General features: G+C 67.6%; 21 protein-coding genes. 10 read left to right on the top strand and 11 right to left on the bottom strand.

Annotated elements, in window-relative coordinates:
• Complete coding sequence (locus ACNQVK_RS05730; RefSeq protein ID WP_418028756.1) at nucleotides 1-1,101, top strand: acyl-CoA dehydrogenase family protein; 1,101 nt, start codon at nucleotides 1-3, stop codon at nucleotides 1,099-1,101.
• Here the strand turns inward: ACNQVK_RS05730 and ACNQVK_RS05725 are convergent.
• From ACNQVK_RS05725 to treS, 3 genes are all read right to left on the bottom strand, one after another.
• Nucleotides 1,051-2,553, bottom strand: coding sequence for an MFS transporter (locus ACNQVK_RS05725; protein ID WP_418028755.1), 1,503 nt, complete (start codon nucleotides 2,551-2,553; stop codon nucleotides 1,051-1,053). The two genes, ACNQVK_RS05730 and ACNQVK_RS05725, sit on opposite strands and share 51 nt — an antisense overlap.
• Nucleotides 2,554-2,677: 124 nt before the next feature.
• Nucleotides 2,678-4,000, bottom strand: coding sequence for a maltokinase N-terminal cap-like domain-containing protein (locus ACNQVK_RS05720; RefSeq protein WP_418028754.1), 1,323 nt, complete (start codon nucleotides 3,998-4,000; stop codon nucleotides 2,678-2,680).
• Nucleotides 3,997-5,745 (bottom strand): maltose alpha-D-glucosyltransferase, encoded by a 1,749-nt coding sequence (treS, locus tag ACNQVK_RS05715; protein ID WP_273734140.1) that lies wholly within the window; start codon nucleotides 5,743-5,745, stop codon nucleotides 3,997-3,999. The genes ACNQVK_RS05720 and treS overlap by 4 nt, the downstream gene beginning before the upstream one ends.
• A 296-nt stretch (nucleotides 5,746-6,041) precedes the next feature.
• Here treS and ACNQVK_RS05710 point away from each other — a divergent pair, with 296 nt between their 5' ends.
• From ACNQVK_RS05710 to pyrE, 3 genes are read left to right on the top strand one after another with little or no spacing between them, the layout of a single operon-like run.
• On the top strand, nucleotides 6,042-6,431 hold the full coding sequence (locus tag ACNQVK_RS05710) for a hypothetical protein (RefSeq protein WP_418033981.1): 390 nt from the start codon (nucleotides 6,042-6,044) through the stop codon (nucleotides 6,429-6,431).
• Between the two features lie 31 nt (nucleotides 6,432-6,462).
• The gene (locus ACNQVK_RS05705; protein ID WP_418028753.1) at nucleotides 6,463-7,260 is read left to right on the top strand and encodes a HugZ family protein; all 798 of its coding nucleotides are present in this window, start codon (nucleotides 6,463-6,465) and stop codon (nucleotides 7,258-7,260) included.
• A gap of 33 nt (nucleotides 7,261-7,293) precedes the next feature.
• On the top strand, nucleotides 7,294-7,863 hold the full coding sequence (gene pyrE / locus ACNQVK_RS05700) for an orotate phosphoribosyltransferase (RefSeq protein ID WP_055118848.1): 570 nt from the start codon (nucleotides 7,294-7,296) through the stop codon (nucleotides 7,861-7,863).
• 14 nt (nucleotides 7,864-7,877) lie between these two features.
• On the opposite strand, the gene ACNQVK_RS05695 is transcribed toward pyrE, so the two are convergent.
• Genes ACNQVK_RS05695 through ACNQVK_RS05680 form a run of 4 tightly spaced genes read right to left on the bottom strand, consistent with a single transcriptional unit; the run spans nucleotide 7,878 to nucleotide 11,714 of the window.
• Nucleotides 7,878-8,918, bottom strand: coding sequence for an ABC transporter ATP-binding protein (locus tag ACNQVK_RS05695; protein ID WP_044514012.1), 1,041 nt, complete (start codon nucleotides 8,916-8,918; stop codon nucleotides 7,878-7,880).
• Nucleotides 8,915-9,688, bottom strand: coding sequence for an ABC transporter permease (locus ACNQVK_RS05690; RefSeq protein ID WP_418028752.1), 774 nt, complete (start codon nucleotides 9,686-9,688; stop codon nucleotides 8,915-8,917). Before ACNQVK_RS05690 ends, ACNQVK_RS05695 begins: the two co-directional genes overlap by 4 nt.
• Nucleotides 9,685-10,569 carry an ABC transporter permease gene (locus ACNQVK_RS05685; RefSeq protein WP_418028751.1) on the bottom strand — a complete coding sequence of 295 codons (885 nt, stop codon included), beginning with the start codon at nucleotides 10,567-10,569 and terminating at the stop codon, nucleotides 9,685-9,687. The genes ACNQVK_RS05690 and ACNQVK_RS05685 overlap by 4 nt, the downstream gene beginning before the upstream one ends.
• Nucleotides 10,570-10,577: 8 nt before the next feature.
• On the bottom strand, nucleotides 10,578-11,714 hold the full coding sequence (locus tag ACNQVK_RS05680; RefSeq protein ID WP_418028750.1) for an ABC transporter substrate-binding protein: 1,137 nt from the start codon (nucleotides 11,712-11,714) through the stop codon (nucleotides 10,578-10,580).
• Nucleotides 11,715-11,782: 68 nt separating this feature from the next.
• Here ACNQVK_RS05680 and ACNQVK_RS05675 point away from each other — a divergent pair, with 68 nt between their 5' ends.
• The 3 genes from ACNQVK_RS05675 to ACNQVK_RS05665 all read left to right on the top strand — a co-directional run bounded on the left by ACNQVK_RS05675 (nucleotide 11,783) and on the right by ACNQVK_RS05665 (nucleotide 14,913).
• Entirely contained in the window at nucleotides 11,783-12,214 is a 432-nt protein-coding gene (locus ACNQVK_RS05675) for a hypothetical protein (RefSeq protein WP_418028749.1), read from the top strand.
• Between the two features lie 36 nt (nucleotides 12,215-12,250).
• Nucleotides 12,251-12,679 (top strand): TIGR03668 family PPOX class F420-dependent oxidoreductase, encoded by a 429-nt coding sequence (locus ACNQVK_RS05670; protein WP_418028748.1) that lies wholly within the window; start codon nucleotides 12,251-12,253, stop codon nucleotides 12,677-12,679.
• A 74-nt stretch (nucleotides 12,680-12,753) separates the two neighbouring features.
• Nucleotides 12,754-14,913 carry an elongation factor G-like protein EF-G2 gene (locus tag ACNQVK_RS05665; protein WP_418028747.1) on the top strand — a complete coding sequence of 720 codons (2,160 nt, stop codon included), beginning with the start codon at nucleotides 12,754-12,756 and terminating at the stop codon, nucleotides 14,911-14,913.
• Here the strand turns inward: ACNQVK_RS05665 and ACNQVK_RS05660 are convergent.
• From ACNQVK_RS05660 to ACNQVK_RS05650, 3 genes are read right to left on the bottom strand one after another with little or no spacing between them, the layout of a single operon-like run.
• Nucleotides 14,910-15,098 carry a ferredoxin gene (locus ACNQVK_RS05660; RefSeq protein WP_418028746.1) on the bottom strand — a complete coding sequence of 63 codons (189 nt, stop codon included), beginning with the start codon at nucleotides 15,096-15,098 and terminating at the stop codon, nucleotides 14,910-14,912. The genes ACNQVK_RS05665 and ACNQVK_RS05660 overlap by 4 nt on opposite strands.
• The gene (locus ACNQVK_RS05655) at nucleotides 15,095-16,369 is read right to left on the bottom strand and encodes a cytochrome P450 (protein ID WP_418028745.1); all 1,275 of its coding nucleotides are present in this window, start codon (nucleotides 16,367-16,369) and stop codon (nucleotides 15,095-15,097) included. Before ACNQVK_RS05655 ends, ACNQVK_RS05660 begins: the two co-directional genes overlap by 4 nt.
• Nucleotide 16,370: 1 nt before the next feature.
• Nucleotides 16,371-16,931: a carboxymuconolactone decarboxylase family protein gene (locus ACNQVK_RS05650; protein WP_418028744.1), complete on the bottom strand. Its 561-nt coding sequence runs from the start codon at nucleotides 16,929-16,931 to the stop codon at nucleotides 16,371-16,373.
• 104 nt (nucleotides 16,932-17,035) lie between these two features.
• On the opposite strand from ACNQVK_RS05650, the gene ACNQVK_RS05645 reads away from it, so the two are divergent.
• From ACNQVK_RS05645 to ACNQVK_RS05635, 3 genes are all read left to right on the top strand, one after another.
• Nucleotides 17,036-17,590: a TetR/AcrR family transcriptional regulator gene (locus ACNQVK_RS05645; protein WP_418028743.1), complete on the top strand. Its 555-nt coding sequence runs from the start codon at nucleotides 17,036-17,038 to the stop codon at nucleotides 17,588-17,590.
• Between the two features lie 43 nt (nucleotides 17,591-17,633).
• A complete protein-coding gene (locus tag ACNQVK_RS05640; RefSeq protein WP_211156588.1) occupies nucleotides 17,634-18,350 on the top strand; it encodes an SDR family NAD(P)-dependent oxidoreductase in 717 nt (238 codons plus the stop codon).
• 243 nt (nucleotides 18,351-18,593) lie between these two features.
• A complete protein-coding gene (locus ACNQVK_RS05635; protein ID WP_418033979.1) occupies nucleotides 18,594-19,745 on the top strand; it encodes an MCE family protein in 1,152 nt (383 codons plus the stop codon).
• An 8-nt stretch (nucleotides 19,746-19,753) separates the two neighbouring features.
• On the opposite strand, the gene ACNQVK_RS05630 is transcribed toward ACNQVK_RS05635, so the two are convergent.
• Nucleotides 19,754-20,158, bottom strand: a complete 405-nt coding sequence (locus ACNQVK_RS05630; RefSeq protein WP_418028742.1) for a DUF1761 domain-containing protein — start codon at nucleotides 20,156-20,158, stop codon at nucleotides 19,754-19,756.
• Between the last annotated feature and the right edge of the window lie 39 nt (nucleotides 20,159-20,197).

Raw genomic sequence — 20,197 nt, 5'->3', positions numbered from 1 at the left:
ATGGACTTTCAGCTGACCGACGAACAGACCCTGCTGGCCGACACCACCCGTGACCTGCTGTCGGGTTACGACACCGAAAAGCGGAACAAGGTGGTGGAGTCCGAGCCCGGGTTCGACCGCCAGATCTGGGGACAACTCGCCGAGGTCGGCGTTCTGGGCCTGGGTTTCGATGAGGACTCCGGTGGCCAGATCGAGATCATGGTGGTGCTCAACGAGCTCGGGCGCCGGCTGGCACCCGAGCCGGTGCTGCACGGCGCGATCGGCCCCGGTGCGATCATCGCCGAGGCCGGCACCGACTCCCAGCGCGCACTGCTCGACGAAGTCGCTTCGGGCGAGCGGATTCTGGCCTTCGCCCACGCCGAGCCCGGTGTGCGCGGAACGGCCGGCGTGACGACCACCGCGGCGCGCAGCGGCGACGGGTGGACCCTGAGCGGCACCAAGAATCCGGTGCTGGCCGGCGACGTCGCCGACACACTGATCGTCAGTGCGGCCCTGCCCGACGGCGGCACCGGACTGTTCCTGGTCGACGCCGCCGATGTCACGCGTCAGGGTTACCGCACCTTCGACGGCCAGCGAGGCGCCCAGGTCACCCTGGATGCCACACCCGCAGAGCCGCTCGGCGAGGCCGCCGATGCCGGTGTCGCGATCACCAACGCACTGGTGCGGATCTCGGCCGGGCTGTGCGCCGAGGCCGTCGGCGTGATGGACGAGTCGCTGCGCCTGACCACCGACTACCTCAAGCAGCGCAAGCAGTTCGGGGTCACGCTGAGCAAGTTCCAGACGCTGACCCAGCGCGCCGCCGACATGTACATGTCGCTGGAGCTGGCGCGCAGCATGGGCACCTACGCCGCGATGTCCATCGCCGATGGTGAGCTCGACCCGGTGATCGCGGCACGCGCCAAGCTGCAGATCGGACGGTCGGGCCGGCACATCTCGCAGGAATCGATCCAGCTGCACGGCGGCATCGGTGTCACCGCGGAGTACCCCGTCGGTCACTACGCCGCCCGGCTGACCGCGATCGAGCACACCCTGGGCTCGTCGTCCGATCAGCTACGGACGCTGGTGGGCCAGCTCGACAGCTACGAGATCGCCACCCTCTGACACCAAACGCTCGGCAGCTTCTGAAAGCGCCCCGTCCGGTTCTGTGTCAGCCGGCCGGGGCGCTTTCGGAATCGCCATGGCGATGAGGGCGGCACCGGCCGCCGCGACAGCGGCGATCAACAGGGCGGCGCGGAAGCCGCCCAACGACGGCAACGCGTGCCCGGCGATCGTGACGGTCATCTGGGCCAGCACAGCGGTCATCACCGCACTCGACGTCGAGGTACCCAGCGAGCGGGCCAGTGAGTTGATGCTGTTGGCCGACGCGGTTTCCGACACCGGCACCGCGGCATTGATCAGGGCGGGCAGTGCCGCGAAGGCGAACCCGACGCCGAAGCTGACGATCAGGCCGAGCACCATCACCCCGATCGGCGTGCCGAGCAGGACGATGCCGGCCAGGTAGCCCGCGGCGATGATGACGCTGCCGATCACCAGCACGATCTTCGGTCCCCTTGCGGCCACGACCCGGGCGGCCACGGGTGCGGCCGCCATCATCGCCAGCCCGCCGGGCGCCATCCAAAGGCCGGTGGCGATCATGCTCTGCCCCAACCCGAAACCCGTTTCTCGGGGCATCTCCAGCAGCTGAGGCCCCACGAGCGACAGCGCGAACATGCCGAAGCCCACCGCGATGGACGACAGATTCGTCAGCAGCACCGGACGTTTCAGCGTGGTCCGCATGTCCACGATCGGCGAGGGCGCGCGGTACTGCCACCAGGTGAACACGCCGAAGGTCACCGCTGCCGCCCCGAACAGGCCAAGCGTCGTGACACTGCCCCAGCCCCACATCCCGCCCTTGGAGATCGGCAGCAACAGCATCACCAGACCGGCCCCCAGCGCCAGCGCGCCGATCGGATCGAAGCGGTGATCCGACGACACCGGTTCCAGGTCGGGCACCAACAGGACGAACAGGACCCCGGAGGCCAGGCCGAGGAAGGCCGAACACCAGAACAGCGCATGCCAGTTGAAGTGTTCGGCGATCACCGCCGACAGCGGCAGACCCATCGCACCGCCGACGCCCAGCGACGCGCTCATCAGACCCATCGCCGAGGCCACCCGCTCGGCGGGCAGGGCGGAGCGCAGCACGCTGATGCCCAGCGGGATCACCGGAGCGCCGAATCCCTGCAGGCCGCGTCCGATGACCAACGGGATGAGCGACGTGGTGGTGGCTGCGATGACCGATCCGGCGAACAGCATTGCGGCGCACAGCACCAGGATCCGTTTGGGGCCGTACATGTCTCCGAGCCGGCCCAGCACGGGCGTCGCGACGGCACCGGTCAGCAGGGTCGCGGTGATCGCCCACGACGCGTTGGCCGGGCTGGTGTCGAGCAGCGCGGGCAGTTGCGGGATGAGCGGGATCATCAGGGTCTGCATGAGCGAGACGCTGATACCCGCCGCCGCGAGCACCGCGATCAGCAGCCCACCGGACGCCGATCGGCGCGTGGGCTGATTAGGCATACTAATGAAGATAGCGGCCACTTGGGCGAGCAGACGCGCAGGTACCCGAAAACGCTCAAGAAAGGGTGCGTTCGATGGGGCCCCTCCCGCTTGCGGGGGACTGTTCGCGCTGGGAAGGTGAGCCTCAGCCGATCAGTCGCGCCACCGACCCCAGCGGGATGGGCAACCAACTGGGCCGGTACCGGGCCTCGTAGGCCGCCTCGTACACGGCCTTGTCCAGTTCATAGGCCGCCAGCAGGGCGGCATACTCGCGGGGATCGACGCCGGCCACCGCGGCATAGCCGTCGCAGAACGCCGCGCTGTTGCGGTCGGCCCATTCCCGCGCCCTGGCAGCAACCTGCCGGGCCCGCTCGTCGTCTCCTGCCAGTTCCACCAGCCGTGCGTACGCCGCGTACTCGAACGACCTCACCATGCCCGCGACGTCACGCAGCGGGGAATCCGGGCTTCGGCGCAGCTCCAGTGGCTGGCCGGGTTCCCCTTCGAAGTCGATCAGCAGCCACCGCTCCGGGGTCCGCAGCACCTGGCCCAGATGCAGATCGCCGTGGATCCGCTGCACGCGAACCTGCTCGTCGGCCAGTTTGCGGTAGCGGTCCTCGATCAATGAAACATGTTGGTGCAGTTCGGGTACCGCTTCCGCGGCGGTGGCCAGGCGGGCGGACATGAGGTCCGCCGGGAACGGCACCGACGCGGTGCCGAGTTGCTCGGCCAGACAGGCGTGCACCGAGGCGACCGCCTCGCCCAGGCGGTAGGACTCGGCGGCGAAGTCGCCACCCACCTCGTCCGCGTAGAGGTCCCCCTCGGCGAACAGATCCCGGGTGCTGGCGGTGGCCATATCCCAGCCTTCGGCGGAGTTGGCGGCGAACTCCGTCACCATCCCCAATGCGAAAGGCTCACCGTCCCAGTCGATATCCATCGATCCGAGCAGTGTCGCCACGTGCGGGTTGCCGGCCCTGGCCAGCACGCGGTTGAGTTCGATGTCGGGATTCACGCCCGGGGTGATCCGGCGGAACACCTTGAGCACGGCGTCCTGCCCGAACACCACGCTGGTGTTGCTCTGCTCGGCCGCGGACACCCGGGGCGGGGCGTCCAGGGGCAGGACGGCCCCGGGCTCCTTGCCGCACCTCAGCCCGGCCACCGTGGCAGACCGGTCGATCAGTTGCAGCAGATACCGCGCCGCGTCCTGGTCGTAGAGGGCGTCATAGGCGGTCCGCCCGTCGGAACCACCGATCGTGGCCACCGAGCTGTACTCGTCGATCGGCTCGGCATCCCACTTCACCAGCACCTGGTAGCGCTCGGTGCCGCCGTCGGCATAGGACACCTTCAGCAATGTGAGTTCGAGGTCCGGCCCGAGCTCGACCACCAAACCCGGTGCGGCGGAGACCAACTCGCGGCCGCGGCCGGCATACCACCGTTGCTGGCCTAGCCAGTCACCGAATTCGATGCTCATTGCTGCACTCCAGGGTCTTGCTCGGGCTCGCGGAGCTGGAACCAGTAGAACCCGTGCCCCGGCAGGGTCAGCAGGTACGGCAGCTGGCCGATGCTGGGGAACTCCACGTAGCCGGACAACTCGATGGGCGTATACCCGTTCCACTCCTGCAGATTAAGTTCGATGGGCTGCGGGAACCTGGACAGGTTGTTGACGCACAACACCGCATCCCCGTCGCCCTCGATCTGACGCACATACGCCAGCACCGACGGATTCGAACCGCCGAGCTCGCGGAACTCCCCGATCGCGAATGCGTCGTGGCGGCCCCGCATGGCCAGCATGCTTCGGGTCCAGTTCAGCAGTGACGTCGAACTGTCCCGCTGGGCCTCGACATTGACCGACTGGTACCCGTAGACCGCGTCCTGGTTCGGCGGCAGGTACAGCCGCCCCGGGTTGGCCGTGGAGAATCCGGTGTTGCGGTCCGGCGTCCATTGCATCGGGGTGCGCACGCTGTCGCGATCGCCGAGCCAGATGATGTCGCCCATCCCGATCTCGTCGCCGTAGTACAACATCGGGGACCCGGGCAGGGACAGCAGCAGCGCGGTGAACAGTTCGATCTGGTTGCGGTCGTTCTCCAGCAGCGGGGCCAGCCGGCGCCGGATGCCGACGTTGGCCTTCATCCGTGGGTCCTTGGCGTACTCGGCGTACATGTAGTCACGCTCGTCGTCGGTGACCATCTCCAGGGTCAGCTCGTCGTGGTTGCGCAGGAAGATCGCCCAGTGCGCCATGTCCGGGATCGCCGGCGTCTGCGCCAGGATCTCCGAGATCGGGAACCGCGACTCCCGTCGCACCGCCATGAAGATCCGCGGCATCAGCGGGAAGTGGAAGGCCATGTGGCACTCGTCGCCGCCGGTGTCCGGATCGCCGAAGTACTCCACGACGTCGGCCGGCCACTGATTGGCCTCGGCGAGCAGCACCCGGCCGGGGAACTCGTCGTCGACCACCTTGCGGCAGCGCTTGAGGAACGCGTGGGTCTCGGGCAGGTTCTCGCAATTGGTGCCCTCGCGCTCGAACAGATAGGGCACCGCGTCCAACCGGAACCCGTCGATGCCCAGATCCAGCCAGAACCGCAGGACGTCGATCATCGCTTCCTGCACGGCCGGGTTCTCGTAGTTCAGATCGGGCTGGTGCGAGAAGAACCGGTGCCAGTAGAACTGCCGGCGCACCGGGTCGAACGTCCAGTTGGACTCCTCGGTGTCGACGAAGATGATGCGCGCGTCGGCGTAGCGGTCGCTGCTGTCGCTCCAGACGTAGAAGTCGCCGTACGGGCCGTCGGGGTTGTGTCGCGACTCCTGGAACCACGCGTGGGAATCGGAGGTGTGGTTCATCACCAGATCGGTGATCACGCGGATGCCCCTGCGGTGCGCGCCGTCGAGCAGGGTGACGAAGTCCTCCACGGTGCCGAACTCCGGCAGCACCTTGTAGAAGTCGCGGATGTCGTAGCCACCGTCGCGCAGTGGCGAATCGTAGAAGGGCGGCAGCCAGAGGCAGTCCACACCCAGCCATTTGAGGTAGTCGAGCTGTTGGGTCAGGCCCTGCAGGTCGCCGACACCGTCGGCGTTGGAGTCGTAGAACGCGCGGACCAGAACCTCGTAGAACACCGCCCGCTTGAACCAGTCCCGGTCGGTCGGCAGCGTTCTGGCATGGCTGAAGTCCTCAGCGGTCGGATGCTCGACCAGTGGCTGATCGTCCTGAACGTTGTCCATCAGCCTTCCAACGTACCCACTTCGTCCGCACTCGACACCCGCACGGAACCGCGGACGGACCGTGGCATCCCGAAATGATCCTGCAGCAACGTTTTTCGCCGGCACGGCCGTGTTTGCGGAAAAACTAACGGTTGAATAAGAGACGGCGACGGGTTACGTTTTTCCCGCATTTGATCTCCTCGTCGGCTATGGGCCGGCGATCACGAACATTCGACGAGGGATGGCCTGTGGGTGAGTCCGCACCAAATGACGGTGAAGCACCAGTAATCGTTGGACTGTCTGATGCGGCGATGCACATGTACATCGCAGCGATCGACGCGCTACCGCCGATCGGCGACCCTGAGTACGCCGACCGCGCTGCGGTTGTCCTCAGCGGTCTGCGCAAGCTGCAGACGTCGCTGTCGGAGGCGGCGGGACGCAGCCGCGTCACCCCGTCCGTCATCGTCGCGCTCAGCGGTGTGCGGCACCGCTACGACGAGCTGATGACGACGGCGGCCGAAGGCCCCGCCGCCACCCTCGGTCAGCGTCTCTATGTCGCACGTGGCCGCGCGAAGCTGTCCACCCAGGAAGCCGCCAACGGCGTCGGCCTGCGCAAGGACCTCATCGAGGCCGTCGAGGCCGAAGAGCCCGCGACCGAGGCAGAAACCGCTCAGATCAAGGATCTGATCGCTGCCCTCGGCGGCTAGCCGGCCAACACACGAACGGTAGGGTCGCCGCGTGACGAGAGATCATGGCGACCCAGGTGATGCCCCCTCGGTTCCTCCCCCGTTGACGGAGGTGGTCGAGGGGGCTCGTCCGTCTGCGGCCGAGGAAGCGCGCACGGTCGCCGCGTCGACCAACGAGGGCACCCTGGCCTCCCTCACCGCCGACGGCGACCCGTGGGCGTCCTTCATCACCTACGGACTGCTGGCAGGCGCACCGGTGCTGTGCGTGTCGAACATGGCCGAGCACGGCCGCAATCTCGCCGGTGACCCTCGCGCCAGCATCTCGATCGTGGCGCCCGGCGCCGGGTCGGATCCGTTGGCCGGCAGCCGGATCACGCTGGCCGGGGTCGCCGAACGACCTACCGGCGACGAACTCGCCGCGGCCCGCCAGGCCCACCTGGATGCGGTGGCCGCCGCCCGCTACTACATCGACTTCAGCGACTTCTCGCTCTGGGTGCTGCGCGTGCACCGGGTGCGCTGGGTCGGCGGATACGGCCGGATGGACTCCACCACCGGCGAGGCCTACTCCCGAGCCGAACCCGATCCGGTCTCACCCCACGCCGCGGGCGCGATCGACCATCTCAACGCCGACCACGCCGATTCGCTGGCCGACATGGCCCGCACCCTCGGCGGCTATCCCGACGCGGGCGCTGCGGTGTGCACCGGCGCCGACCGCTACGGCCTGGATCTACGGGTCACCACCGAGCGCGGGATGGCCTACACCCGCGTCGGCTACGCCGCGCCCATCAGCTCGTACGGCGAGTTGCGGGCGGCCACAGTCGAGTTGGCCCAGCGCGCCAGGCAGGGCTGAGACCCCGTCGCCCCGTGCAATACGATCGCGGGTATGCCTGAGCGCCCGGAGACCTGGCAAGCCGCCTTCGACCTGATCCGCACCCGCGGTTACGAACACCGCGAGGAACCGTTCCGGCTGGCCAGCGGGCAGCTGAGCCACGACTACATCGACGGCAAGTTCGCCATCGACACCGGCGAACGGATGGCCATCGTCAGCCGTGCGGTCGCCGATCTGGCGGCCGCCAGCGGCATCGAGTTCGACGCCGTCGGCGGGCTGACCATGGGCGCCGACCCGCTGGCCCACGGTGTCGCGATGGTGACCGGCAAGGCCTGGTTCTCGGTGCGCAAGGAACAGAAGTCGCGCGGCCGCGAGCAGTGGATCGAAGGCACCCGCCTCGAGCCCGGCACCCGCGTGCTGCTGGTCGACGACGTGATCAGCACCGGCGGCTCCACCGAGATCGCCTACGAACGTGTGACCGCCGTCGGGGCCGTCGTCACCGGCGTCATCCCGATGGTCGACCGCGGAGACGTCGCGACGGGACGGTTCGCCAAGCGCGGCGTGCCGTTCGCGGCGCTGGTCACCTACCGGGATCTGGGCATCGAACCGGTCAAGGATGTCTAGGGCCGGCGGCTGAGCTAGACCACCAGCACCGGCGAACGCTCCAGCGCGAGGCTGACCACCAGCCCCGGCCTGAAGGCCCGCGCCCGTGAACTCGGCAGCTGCGCGTGGATCACCGAGCCGTCCGGCAGCGACAGATAGACGTGGGATATCGGGCCGAGGAACGCCACCGATTCCACCACCGCGTGGCCGTCCGGATCGGCGCGCACCCGGAACGATTCCGGACGCACCATCGCCGTCCCCGTTCCTGACGTCACCGACCCGGGCAGGGTCGGCACCACCGTCCCCAGCAGCCGGGCGCGGTCGCCCGAAACCCGCGCGCGCACCTTGTTGTGCAACCCGATGAACTCGGCGACGAAGCGGGTCGACGGACGGGCATAGAGCACGGCCGGTGCTGCGAGTTGCTCGAGTTTGCCGTGGCTCATCACACCGACGCGGTCCGCAACGGCCATGGCCTCCTCCTGGTCGTGCGTGACGAACAAGGTGGTGGTGCCGACCTCCAGCTGTACCCGGCGGATCTCGTCGCGCAACTGGGAGCGCACCTTCGCGTCCAGCGCCGACAGCGGCTCGTCGAGCAGCAGCACCCTCGGCTCGATCGCCAGGGCCCGGGCCAGTGCCACGCGCTGCTGCTCACCGCCGGACAACTCGCCGGCGAACTTGCCCTTGTGCGCCGCCAGGCCGACCAGGTCAAGCATGTCTGCGGCCCGGGACAGCCTGTCCCGCTTGGATTTTCCGCGCATCTTCAAACCGAAGGCGACGTTGTCCAAGACGGTCAGGTGCGGGAACAGGCTGTAGGCCTGGAACACCATGCCCATGTCTCGTCTGTTGGCCGGCACCGAGCTGATGTCGCGCCCGTCCACCAGCACGGCGCCGGAGCTGGCCTCCTCCAGCCCGGCCAGGATTCGCAGCGCCGTGGTCTTGCCGCAGCCCGATGGCCCGAGCAGTGCCACCAACTCCCCCGGCTCGATGGACAGGCTCAGCCCGTCGAGCGCGTTGACGTTGCCATAGGTGCGGGTGAGGTCACGAAGTTCAACCCGCACACCGACACTGCCACTCACGCCTGGACTCCTGACCTTCTGCGGCGGCCCCGGGTGAGGGCCGCCAGCACCAACAACAATGCGAACCCGAGCAGCAGGGTGGCCAGCGAGGCCGCCACCGAAGTCGGGCCGTCGCTCTTACCGATCGCGACGATCTGAACCGGCAGCGTCTCGAATCCGATCAGGGAGGCGACGGTGTACTCGCCGAGCACCACCGCGATCGAGATGAAGGCCGCGGACAGGATCCCGGACCAGATGTTGGGCACGATCACCCGACCGATCGTCGACCACCAGCCGGCGCCCAGAGACCGGGCGGCCTCCGACAACGTCTGCAGGTCGATGGCGGCCAGCGCCGAGTCGATCGACCGGTAGGCGAACGGCAGCACCAGCACCACGTACACGAACGTCAGGGTGAGCGCCGATTCGCCGAGAAGGTAAGTGACCCAGAGATACACGTTGCGCAGGCCCACCACGATCACCAGGGCCGGGATGGTCAACGGCAGCAGGCAGAGAAACTCCACGAACCGTCCGGCCCAGCGGGCCCGCAGGCGTACCCAGATCATCGTCGGCACCAGCAGCACCAGCATCGCGATGACGGTGAACACCGCGAGCAGCAGCGAGATCAGGATGGCCTGATAGAGCGCGTCGTCGGCCACCAGGTTGCGCCACGCCGCGGCGGTGCGCCCACCGGCGATGAGGTCGCGGGTGGAGAAATCTGCCATGGCGTACAAGGGAAACAGGAAGAACAGGCCGAAGAGCACCCAGAGAACCGGCCGGTACACCCGGTTCATTTGAGCCACCTCGCCGTCCGGCGCACCAGCGCGTTGTAGGCGATCATCACCGCGGCCACCACCACGATCATCTCGCACGCCAGTGCGTAGGCGAAGCCGGACTGACCCAGCACGACCTCACTGGTGAGTGCGGCGCGGATCAACAGCGGCACGATCGGACTGCCCTGGCTGACCAGCGCGGCCGCGGTGGCATAGGCGGCAAAGGCATTGGCGAACAACAACAGTGCCGAACCGAGGAAGGCCGGGCTCAGCAACGGCACGGCGACCTCCCGCAGGTATTGCCACTGCGACGCGCCGAGGCTCACCGCGACCTCGTGCCACTGTTGGCGCAATCCCTCGAGGGCGGGCAGGAACACGATCACCATCAGCGGGATCTGAAAGTAGGTGTAGACCAGGATCAGCCCGGGCAGTCCGTACAGCCAGCCGGAGCCGGCCAGGTCCCAGCCGAGGTTCTCCTTGACCCACAAGGTCAGCACGCCGTTGAGCCCGATGGTGGCCAGGAACGCGAATGCCAGTGCCACGCCGCCGAACTGGGCCAGCACACTGCACAGGGCCAGCACCGCGCGCCGAAGCATCGACGCCGGCGGGCTGCTGACGATCAACCAGGCCAGCACCGCACCCAGCACCGCTCCGATCAAGGCTGTACTGGCCGACAGCACAATGCTCTTGGCCAGTGCCGCCAAGGCGGTTCCGGAGAACAGTGCGGCGATCCGGTCCAGCGAGAAGGATCCGTCGGCGAAGAACGCCATGACGATCACCGTCACCGTGGGCACGATCAGGAACACCGTCACCACCGCCACGAAGGGCAGCAGCGGCAGGGCATCCCGGACACTCCCGCGGATGTCCGTCCGCAGATCCCGACGAGTTGTACTACCCGGCATAGAGGAACTCAGCCGATCGCCTTGGCCCAGTTGTCGGCCAGATACTTGTTGGCGGTGTCGGTCTGGGCCTGGCTCGCGACGGTCACCGGGCCGTCGATCGGGGGCAGCTGGCCGAACGCCGCGCGGTCGGCGGTGCCTGCCAGGATCATCTTGTCGGCGCGGACCGGGCGAACGCCGCCCTGCGCGTACAGGTTCTGCCCCTCGTCGCTGAACAGGAACTCCTGCCACAACCGGGCCGCCGCCGGATGCGGCGCGTCCTTGTTGATCGCCTGGTAGTAGTAGCCGGCGACCAGCGCCTCGTGGGGAACGATCACCTGCCAGCCGGGGACCTTCTGACTTTCGGTGCCGTTGAGGTAGTTCCAGTCGATCACCACGGGCGTCTGTCCCGATGCGATGGTGGCCGGGGTCGGGTCGAGCGGCAGGAAGTTGCCCGCTTCGTTGAGCTTTGCGAAGAACTCGACTCCGGGCGCGATGTCATCGGCCGATCCACCCTGGGCCACCGCTGCCATCAGCACCCCGGCGAATGCGGCGCCGGCCTGGGTCGGGTCGCCGTTGAGCGCGACCTTGCCGTGGTACTCGGGCTTGAGCAGGTCCTCGACGGAGGTGATCGGCGGAACCTTGGTCGAGTCGTACCCGATGGACATGAAGCCGCCGTAGTCGTTGACCCAGGTGCCGTCGGGGTCCTTGAGCTTCTCCGGGATGTCGCCGAACGTGGCCACCTTGTAGGGCGCGAACATCGACGTGTTCGCGAGCGCGACCGACTGTCCCAGATCGAACACGTCGGGCGCGGTGCTCTTGCCCTTCTGCTGGTTGGCGGCGTTGATCTCCTCCTGGCTGGAACCGTCGGGCTGCGCCGAGTTGACCTTGATTCCGTACTTGTCCGAGAAGGCCTTGATGATGGCGCCGTAGTTCGCCCAATCCGGGGGCAACGCAATCACATTGAGTTCGCCTTCGGCCTTGGCCGCCTCGACGAGCTTGTCCATCCCGCCGAAATCGGCTGCCGACTTGGCCTCGGCGACCTTGACCCCGGTGTCGGTGTTGCCACCGGCGGCGCCCTTCTCCGGCGGCGCGCACGCTGCCAGGCCCACCGCGATGAGTGCCGACGCGGCGAGGGCGGATACCGTCGCGATCCGGGATGCGATCATTGCCAATTCCTCCGATGGTCTCCAAGCGCGCACCGGCACCCTATCGCGACGGGCGTTAGCATCGCGTGATGTCTGTTCCCGGTCCCGGAGGCGGCTTCGACCTCGACGGCTGGAGCTTCAAGCCGCCACCGGTGCCCTGGTACCGCACCCGACCGGCGATGATCGCCATGCTCGCCGCCGCCGTGGCCGCAGGCGCCATCGTGGTCTCGGGTGTGCTCTTGCTGCTGAGAGATTCACCGGCCGGCCAGGAGCCGGCCACGTCACCGTCACCCCGGCCGTCGGCCACGGCTCCCACACCGTCGCCGTCGCTGCGGGTGGGCGTGCCGCCCGCTCCCCCGGAACCACCACCCGCCCCACCTCCTGAGACCCAGCAGGCCCCGGTGTACCGCCCCACCCACCGGCCCACCGAGACCAAGAAGCCCGAGATCGGCGTCACCCGGACTCCGGTCACCCGCTCGCCGATCAGCGTGGCCCCGCAGCCGCGACATCCCCGCAACTGAGGCCTCCGCCCAACGGAGTGCGCCTACCCTGGGGCCATGTCCGGGCTCGACGCCATCGCCCAGTTCGCAGGCGCACCCTGTGCGGTGCTCGCGACGCTGGGCGCCGACGGCGCACCACACCTGGTGCCGGTGGTGTTCGCGGTCCACGTGCCTGCCGACCCGCACGCCGCGGCCACCATCTACACCGCGGTCGACGCGAAACCGAAGTCCACCCAACGGCTGCGGCGGCTGGCCAACATCGAAGGCGACGGCCGGGTCAGCCTGCTCGTCGACCACTACACCGACGAGTGGGCGCACCTGTGGTGGGTACGGGCCGACGGACGGGCCGCGGTCCATCACAGCGGTGACGCGATGGCCACCGGTTACGGCCTGCTGCGCGCGAAATACCCGCAGTACGAGCGCATTGCGCTGAACGGTCCGGTGATCACCGTCGACGTCACCCACTGGTCCTCCTGGCAGGTCTGATCACCGGCCCTGCGGGACTTGTGTCGTAGGTCACATCAGGGAATGGTGGAGAACAGGACACCAGGAGGAATGCCATGGCGGACAAGACGCACTCAGCCGGCAACGGGGCTGTCCCCACCGCGGACAGTCCGGCCGCCATCCGCAACGTGGTGCTGGTCGGCCCGTCGGGTGCGGGCAAGACCACGCTCGTGGAGGCGCTCCTGGTCGCCGCGGGCGTGCTGACCCGGGCGGGCTCGGTGGTGGACGGGTCGACGGTGTGCGATTTCGACGATGCCGAGGTCAGTCAGCAACGCTCGGTCGGCCTGGCACTGGCTCCGTTGCAGCACAACGGGATCAAGGTCAACCTGATCGACACCCCCGGATACGCCGATTTCGTCGGGGAGCTGCGCGCCGGGCTCCGTGCCGCCGACTGCGCACTCTTCGTCATCGCGGCCAACGAGAACGTCGACGAGCCGACGAAGTCGCTGTGGCAGGAATGCGCGGCGGTCGGCATGCCACGTGCCGTTGTCATCACCAAGCTCGACCACGCCAGGGCCAACTACGCCAATGCCCTGGCCGGCGCCCAGCAGGCCTTCGGTGACAAGGTGGCGCCGCTGTACTTCCCCGCCGGGGACGGCGTGATCGGCCTGCTCACCCGCACGTACTACTGCTACAGCGGCGGCACCCGCAGCACCCGGTCGCCCGACGGCGCCTACGACGATCAGATCGCCGAACTGCGGGGCTCTTTGATCGAGGGGATCATCGAGGAATCCGAGGACGAGACGCTCATGGAGCGCTACCTCGGCGGCGAGGAGATCGACGAGTCCGTGTTGATCGCCGACCTGGAGAAGGCCGTGGCCCGCGGCTCGTTCTTCCCGGTGATCCCGGTGTGCAGCGGATCCGGGGTCGGCACGCTGGAACTGCTGGAGATCGCGACCCGCGGCTTCCCGTCACCGCCCGAACACCGCCTGCCGGAGGTGTTCGCAGCCAGTGGCGCCGCCCGCAAGCCGATGGCCTGCGATCCGTCGGGTCCGCTGCTGGCCGAGGTGGTGAAGACGACGTCGGATCCCTATGTCGGCAGGGTCAGCCTGGTCCGGGTGTTCTCCGGCACCATCAGGCCCGACGCCACCGTGCATGTGTCGGGCCATTTTTCTGCGTTCAACGGGTCGGTGACACCGGCCGGGTCGCACGGGCATGCCGACCATGACGAGGACGAGCGCATCGGCACCCTGTCCTTCCCGCTGGGCAAGCAGCAGCGCCCGGCTCCGTCGGTGGTGGCCGGGGACATCTGTGCGATCGGCCGGCTCAGTCACGCCGAGACCGGTGACACCCTCAGCGACAAGGCCGATCCGCTGGTGCTGCGGCCGTGGACGATGCCCGATCCGCTGCTGCCCATCGCGGTGCAGCCCCGCGCCAAGACCGACGAGGACAAGCTCTCGGTCGGATTGCAGCGGCTGGCCGCCGAAGATCCCACCCTGCGCATCGAGCAGAATCCCGAAACCCACCAGATCGTGCTGTGGTGCATGGGTGAGGCGCACGCCGGGGTGGTGCTCGACGGCCTGTCGCGGCGCTACGGGGTGTCGGTGGACACCGTCGAGCTGCGGGTGCCGCTGCGGGAAACGCTTGGCGGCAAGGCAAAAGGACATGGCAGGCACGTCAAACAGTCCGGCGGGCACGGCCAGTACGCGGTGTGCGACATCGAGGTCGAGCCGCTGCCAGAGGGCAGCGGATTCGAGTTCGTCGACAAGGTCGTCGGCGGAGCCGTACCGCGCCAGTTCATCCCGAGCGTCGAGAAGGGTGTGCGGGCCCAGATGGAGAAGGGCATGGCCGGCGACCACGGGGACGGGTACCCCGTCGTCGACATCCGGGTGACGCTGGTGGACGGCAAGTCCCACAGCGTCGACTCCTCGGATTTCGCGTTCCAGATGGCCGGCGGGCTCGCGCTGCGCGAGGCGGCCGCGTCCGCGGGCGTGAACCTGCTCGAGCCGATCGACGACGTGACCGTGGTGGTGCCCGACGATCTGGTGGGTGCGGTGATGAGCGATCTGGCCGGCCGCCGCGGCCGGGTGCTCGGTACCGACAAGGCAGACGAGGGCCGGACCGTGGTGAAGGCCGAGATTCCCGAGGTGGAACTGACCCGCTATGCGATCGACCTACGGTCGCTCTCGCACGGCGCCGGGGCCTTCACGCGGGGGTTCGCCCGCTACGAGCCGATGCCCGACGCTGCCGCCGCCCGGGTGCGCAAAGCGGTTTAGCCGAGCGTGATCGCGTGCTCCGGGCACCCGGTGACCGCTTCGGGCAGCTCGGAGGCCAGTTCAGGCGGCACATCGTCGACGAGTGCCTCCGCGTAACCACCGTCGGTCAGGGTGAACACGTCCGGGCACACCGCCACACAGACCCCGTGTCCACGGCAGCGGTCGTCGTCGACGCGGACCTTCATCGCGGGGTGACCTCGAGGTGCAGGACGGTCAGGCCACGCAGGATGTAGGTCGGGACGTAGTCGAACCGGCGGTCGCCTTCCGGGCCGTGTTCGGTTTCTGACAGCCGGATCTGGCTGGTGCGGGCCAGGATTCGCTCCAGGCACACCCGGGCCTCGGCCCGCGCCAGTGGCGCACCGGGACAGGAGTGCACACCGCGCCCGAACGCGATGTGCCTGCGGGCATTCGGGCGGTCGACGTCGAAGGTGTCCGGGTCTTCGAACTGGCGCGGGTCCCGGTTGGCCGCACCGTTGCACACCATCAGCGTGGCCCCGGCCGGCACGTCGACCCCGCCGATCGTGGCCGCGCTGCGCGCCAGCCGGAAGTCACCCTTGATGGGGCTCTCCCACCGCAACGCCTCTTCGATGAAATTCGGGATCCTGGCGGGTTCGGCACGCAGCAGATCCTGTAGATCCTGGCGTTCGGCAAGCAGTTTGAGCGCGGAACTCAGCAGCCGCACCGTGGTTTCCTGGCCGGCCAGGTAGAGGTTGGCGGCCAACCGCACCACGTCGATGACCTCCGGGGTCGAGCCGTCCGGGAACTTCGCTGCGGCCATCTCGGCGAGGGTGTCCGCACGCGGGTTCGCCCGGCGCTCGGCGATGTAGGCCGAGAACTTCTCGTACAGGTACTCCAGCGGATTCTGCTGGACGGACTGCTCGGCGGTGCTGCCGATGCCGGCCTGATCGTGCCCACCCATCCGGGCCGCGAACTCGTCGCGGTCGTCCTCCGGGACACCGAGCAGGTCGGCGATCACCAGAAGCGTGAACGGACCGGCGAATTCGGAGATGAACTCGCCGCCACCGCGGGTCAGGTAGGGCTCCAGTGTCTGATCGGCCAGCCGCCACATGAAGTCCTCGTTCTGCTTGAGGCGCTTCGGCGTGATCAGCCCCATCAACAGCGCGCGGTGCTCGGTGTGGGTGGGCGGGTCGAACGTGGTGATCTGGTCGCTCATCGGCAGTTCGTCACGGTGCCTGTCGATGAGATCGCTGACCTCTTGATCGGAATGTCCCTCCAGCGCGACCGGAAATCCGGGAAACGGCCCGGTCACCGAGGTGGCCGAGGAGAACGTCGCAGGGTCGCCGCACACCGCGACGGCCTCGTCGTAGCCGGTCACCATCACCACGTTCTGATGCGGTTCCCGCTGCACCGGACAACGCTCCCGCAGCCCGGCCAGGAACGGATAGGGGTCGGGCACGAGGCTCTCGTCGCGAAAGAAATCCCGGTTGTCAGTCATCTCAGCTCCCCATCGAGGCGTAGAACTCGTCGGTGCCCGCGCCGTCCTCGAGTTGGACGTCGAAGGTGTTGAGGGCGAAAGCCAGCGTGCTGTAACCACCGAAGGTGAACATCAGGTCCATCCGCTGCTGGTCGTCGAGCCGCAGTCCCAGGCGCTCCCAGGTCTGCGCGGAGATCCGCGAGCCGGCGTGCAACTCGTCTACCGCATCGAGCACGGCCTGATCGAATTCGTCTGCTGCTGAGCCACTTCGGGTCGACTCGACATCGTCCTCGGTGAGCCCGACCTGCGTGGCCATCGCGCTGTGATGTCCCCATTCGTACACACAACCGTGGTGGTACGCGGTCCGCAGGATCACGAGTTCGCGAATGCGCTCAGGCAGCGTGGAGTCCTTCTGCAGGTAGGTGTTGAACGGCAGGAACGCGCCTGCCAGGACCGGATGGCGGACCAGGGTCGAGAGCGCGTTGCCCGCGTTGTCGGGGTTGCGCCGCTCCGGCGGCACCGTGGAGGCCAGCGCCTCACGCGCCTGATCGTCCCAATCCTCTGCAGGCAACGGCGTCAGCATCCGCGCAGTCCTTCCAACATGCCGATCTGCTTTACGATCGACTAGTAACGTACTTTACGATCGTAAAGTAGATCGGCTAAGAATGCACACGGAGGGAGGGCGGAATGCAGGAAGTGGCCACCCGCGAGCGGCTCGTCGAGGCCGCCGTCCGGCTGATCACCCGGCACGGCTTCGCCGGCACATCGCTGCAGATGATCGCCGACGAGCTGGGGTTCACCAAGGCGGCGATCTACTACCACTTCCGCACCCGCGAACAGTTGTTGGGCGCGGTGGTCGAACCGTTCCTGGCCCGGCTACAGACCGTGATCGAAGAAGCCGAGGGACAGCGCAGCGCAGCCGGCCGTGCCGATCAGATGGTGCGCGGCTACGCCGAACTGGCGGTCCACAACCGCGCCCTGGTGTCGGTTCTGGCCAGCGATCCGAGCGTGAACGAGGCGCTGCGGAACCGGCCGGAATGGGACGGCGTGATCAACAGGCAGATGGCGCTGCTGACCGATGTCGATCCGGGCCCGGCCGGGACGGTCAAGGCCGCGATGGTGTTCTCCGGTATCGCCGGCGGCGCGGGCGTCGCCGGCGAGGACACCTCCGATGAGGACCTCTCCGGCTACCTGATCGACGCGGCGCGCCGCACCCTCGGCCTGCGGGCTCCCCGGCGCTGACGAAAACGATTGATATTCAAATGAATTACCGAAAGGAACTCCCATGACCACCCCGCAGCAGAAGACAGCGCTGGTGACCGGAGGCGCGTCCGGAATCGGCAAGGCGATCACCGACCGCCTCGTCGCCGACGGATACCGGGTCGCCACGCTCGACCTCAATTCGACCGGCGCCGAGTACTCCTACGCCGCCGACGTCACCGACCGGGCCCAGGTCGATGCGGTCTTCAAGGCGGTCCGCGAGCAGTTGGGCCCCGTCACGATCCTGGTCAATTCGGCCGGTCTCAGCGATTTCACACCGTTCACCGACCTCACCTTCGAGCGCTGGCAGAAGGTCATCGACGTCAATCTCAACGGCGTCTTCCATGTCGTGCAGGCCGCCCTGCCCGACATGATCGAGGCCGGCTGGGGCCGCATCGTCAACATCTCGTCGTCGAGCACGCACTCCGGTGTCCCGTACATGTCCGACTACGTGGCCGCCAAGTCCGCCGTCAACGGGCTGACCAAGTCGCTGGCGCTGGAATTCGGTCCGGCCGGGATCACCGTCAACGCCGTACCGCCGGGTTTCATCGACACGCCGATGCTGCGCGCCGCGGAATCCCGAGGCGAACTCGGCGACATTCGCGACACCATCAAGGCCACGCCAGTGCGCCGAATGGGCAAGCCCGAGGACATTGCCGCCACGTGTTCATTTTTGATTTCAGAAGAAGCCGGCTACATCACCGGCCAGATCGTCGGCGTGAACGGCGGTCGTAATACCTGATCAGCGCCTACGCTGTGACGGGGGTCTCCTGGTACCGGCGGTTTGATCTTCGCCGCACCGGGGCCTCGGTAGTTGCACTTATCTCTGGTCTTTTGGGACAGTTTGCTGAACTTAGTTTTTTGGCTGCGTCAATAATTCGGAGGTTTGCGCGTGGCCTCATCCACCGCGACACTGCGGGACCGCTTCGAACAGCGGTTCAAGCACTGGCGGTACGACCCGCCGTACAAGTCCGCGTGCGCGGGCATGGCCATTCTGCTGGTCGCGGTGCTGGTGTTGACGTGGATGCAGTTCCGGGGTGCTTTCGAAGAAAAGACGCAGCTCACCGTGCTGTCCAACCGATCCGGCCTGTCGATGGACCCGGGCTCGAAGGTCACCTTCAACGGGGTGCCCATCGGCCGGCTGACCGCCGTGAACGTGGCTGAGGTCGACGGCGAGCAGCAGGCCGAGCTGACCCTGGACATCAAGCCCAAGTACCTGAAGCTCATCCCGGAGAACGTGACCGCCGAACTGAAGGCCACCACGGTGTTCGGCAACAAGTACATCTCGTTCGTCGCCCCGGACAATCCGTCGCCGCAGCGGATCTCTCCCGACACGCCCATCCGCGCCAAGGGTGTGACCACGGAGTTCAACACGTTGTTCGAGACCATCACCGCGATCTCCGAACAGATCGACCCGATCAAGCTCAACGAGACCCTGACCGCCACCGCCCAGGCCCTCGACGGCCTCGGCGACAAGTTCGGCCAGTCGATCGTCAACGGCAACGACATCTTGGGCGACCTCAACCCGCGCATGCCCCAGATCCGCCGCGACATCTCCGGACTGGCCGACCTGGGCGAGGTCTACGCCAACGCGGCCCCGGACCTGTTCGACGGCCTGAGCAACGCGGTCACCACCGCCCGCACGCTGAACCAGCAGCGCGGGAACCTGGACCAGGCCCTGGTGGCGGCGGTCGGCTTCGGCAACACCGGCGGCGACATCTTCGAGCGCGGCGGGCCGTATCTGGTCCGCGGCGCCCAGGACCTGCTGCCGGTCAGCGCCATGTTCGACCGCAACAGCCCGGCGCTGCACTGCATGATCCGCAACTATGCCCAGGCCGCCCCGAAATTCGCCCAGCAGACCCGCAACGGCTACGGGTTCGAGCTGCAGGACTTCCTGGTCGGCGCGCCCAACCCGTGGGTCTACCCGGACAACCTGCCCCGCGTGAATCTCACCGGCGGGCCCGAGGGCCGGCCCGGCTGCTGGCAGCCGGTCACCAAGGATCTGTGGCCGGCCCCGTATCTGGTCATGGACATCGGTGCCTCGATCGCGCCGTACAACCACTTCGAACTCGGCCAGCCCCTGGTGTCCGAGTACGTGTGGGGCCGCCAGATCGGCGAGAACACGATCAACCCGTAGGGCCTGCGCTAGAAGAGCCCGATCACGAAGCTCATCGCGAGGAACAGCGCGAGCTGATACGCGGTGTTGATGACTGTCAGCTTCGGTGGCTTGAGTTCGAACGCGTTGTGCTGAAGGAGCGTCGTCGCCGAGAACGTCAGCCATGCTGCGAACCCGACGGCGAGTGCGAGCCACACCGAGTGGATCCCGGTTGCCGAAGCGGTCACGTCGACCGCGGCAGCAAGCCCTATCGCGGTGACCGCGTTGGCGATCAACAGCTGGATCATGTTCCGCTTGCCGGCCGCCTTGGACTGCTCCGGCGTGATGCCGGTCAGATTCCACCAGATCTCGACGAACAGCTTCCCGTACCAGACGCCGGCGACCACCATGCCCACGATCAGGGCGAGCGCGACACCGAGCCAATTGATCTGCATCCCAAGCCATCCTGACTGTTGGTTGACCGAAACAAACCC

The sequence above is a fragment of the Mycobacterium sp. 134 genome (assembly GCF_048282715.1).
Taxonomy (GTDB): domain Bacteria; phylum Actinomycetota; class Actinomycetes; order Mycobacteriales; family Mycobacteriaceae; genus Mycobacterium; species Mycobacterium septicum.
Note: the sequence above shows the minus strand (reverse complement) of the source record. Positions and strands in the feature narration are given on the sequence as shown.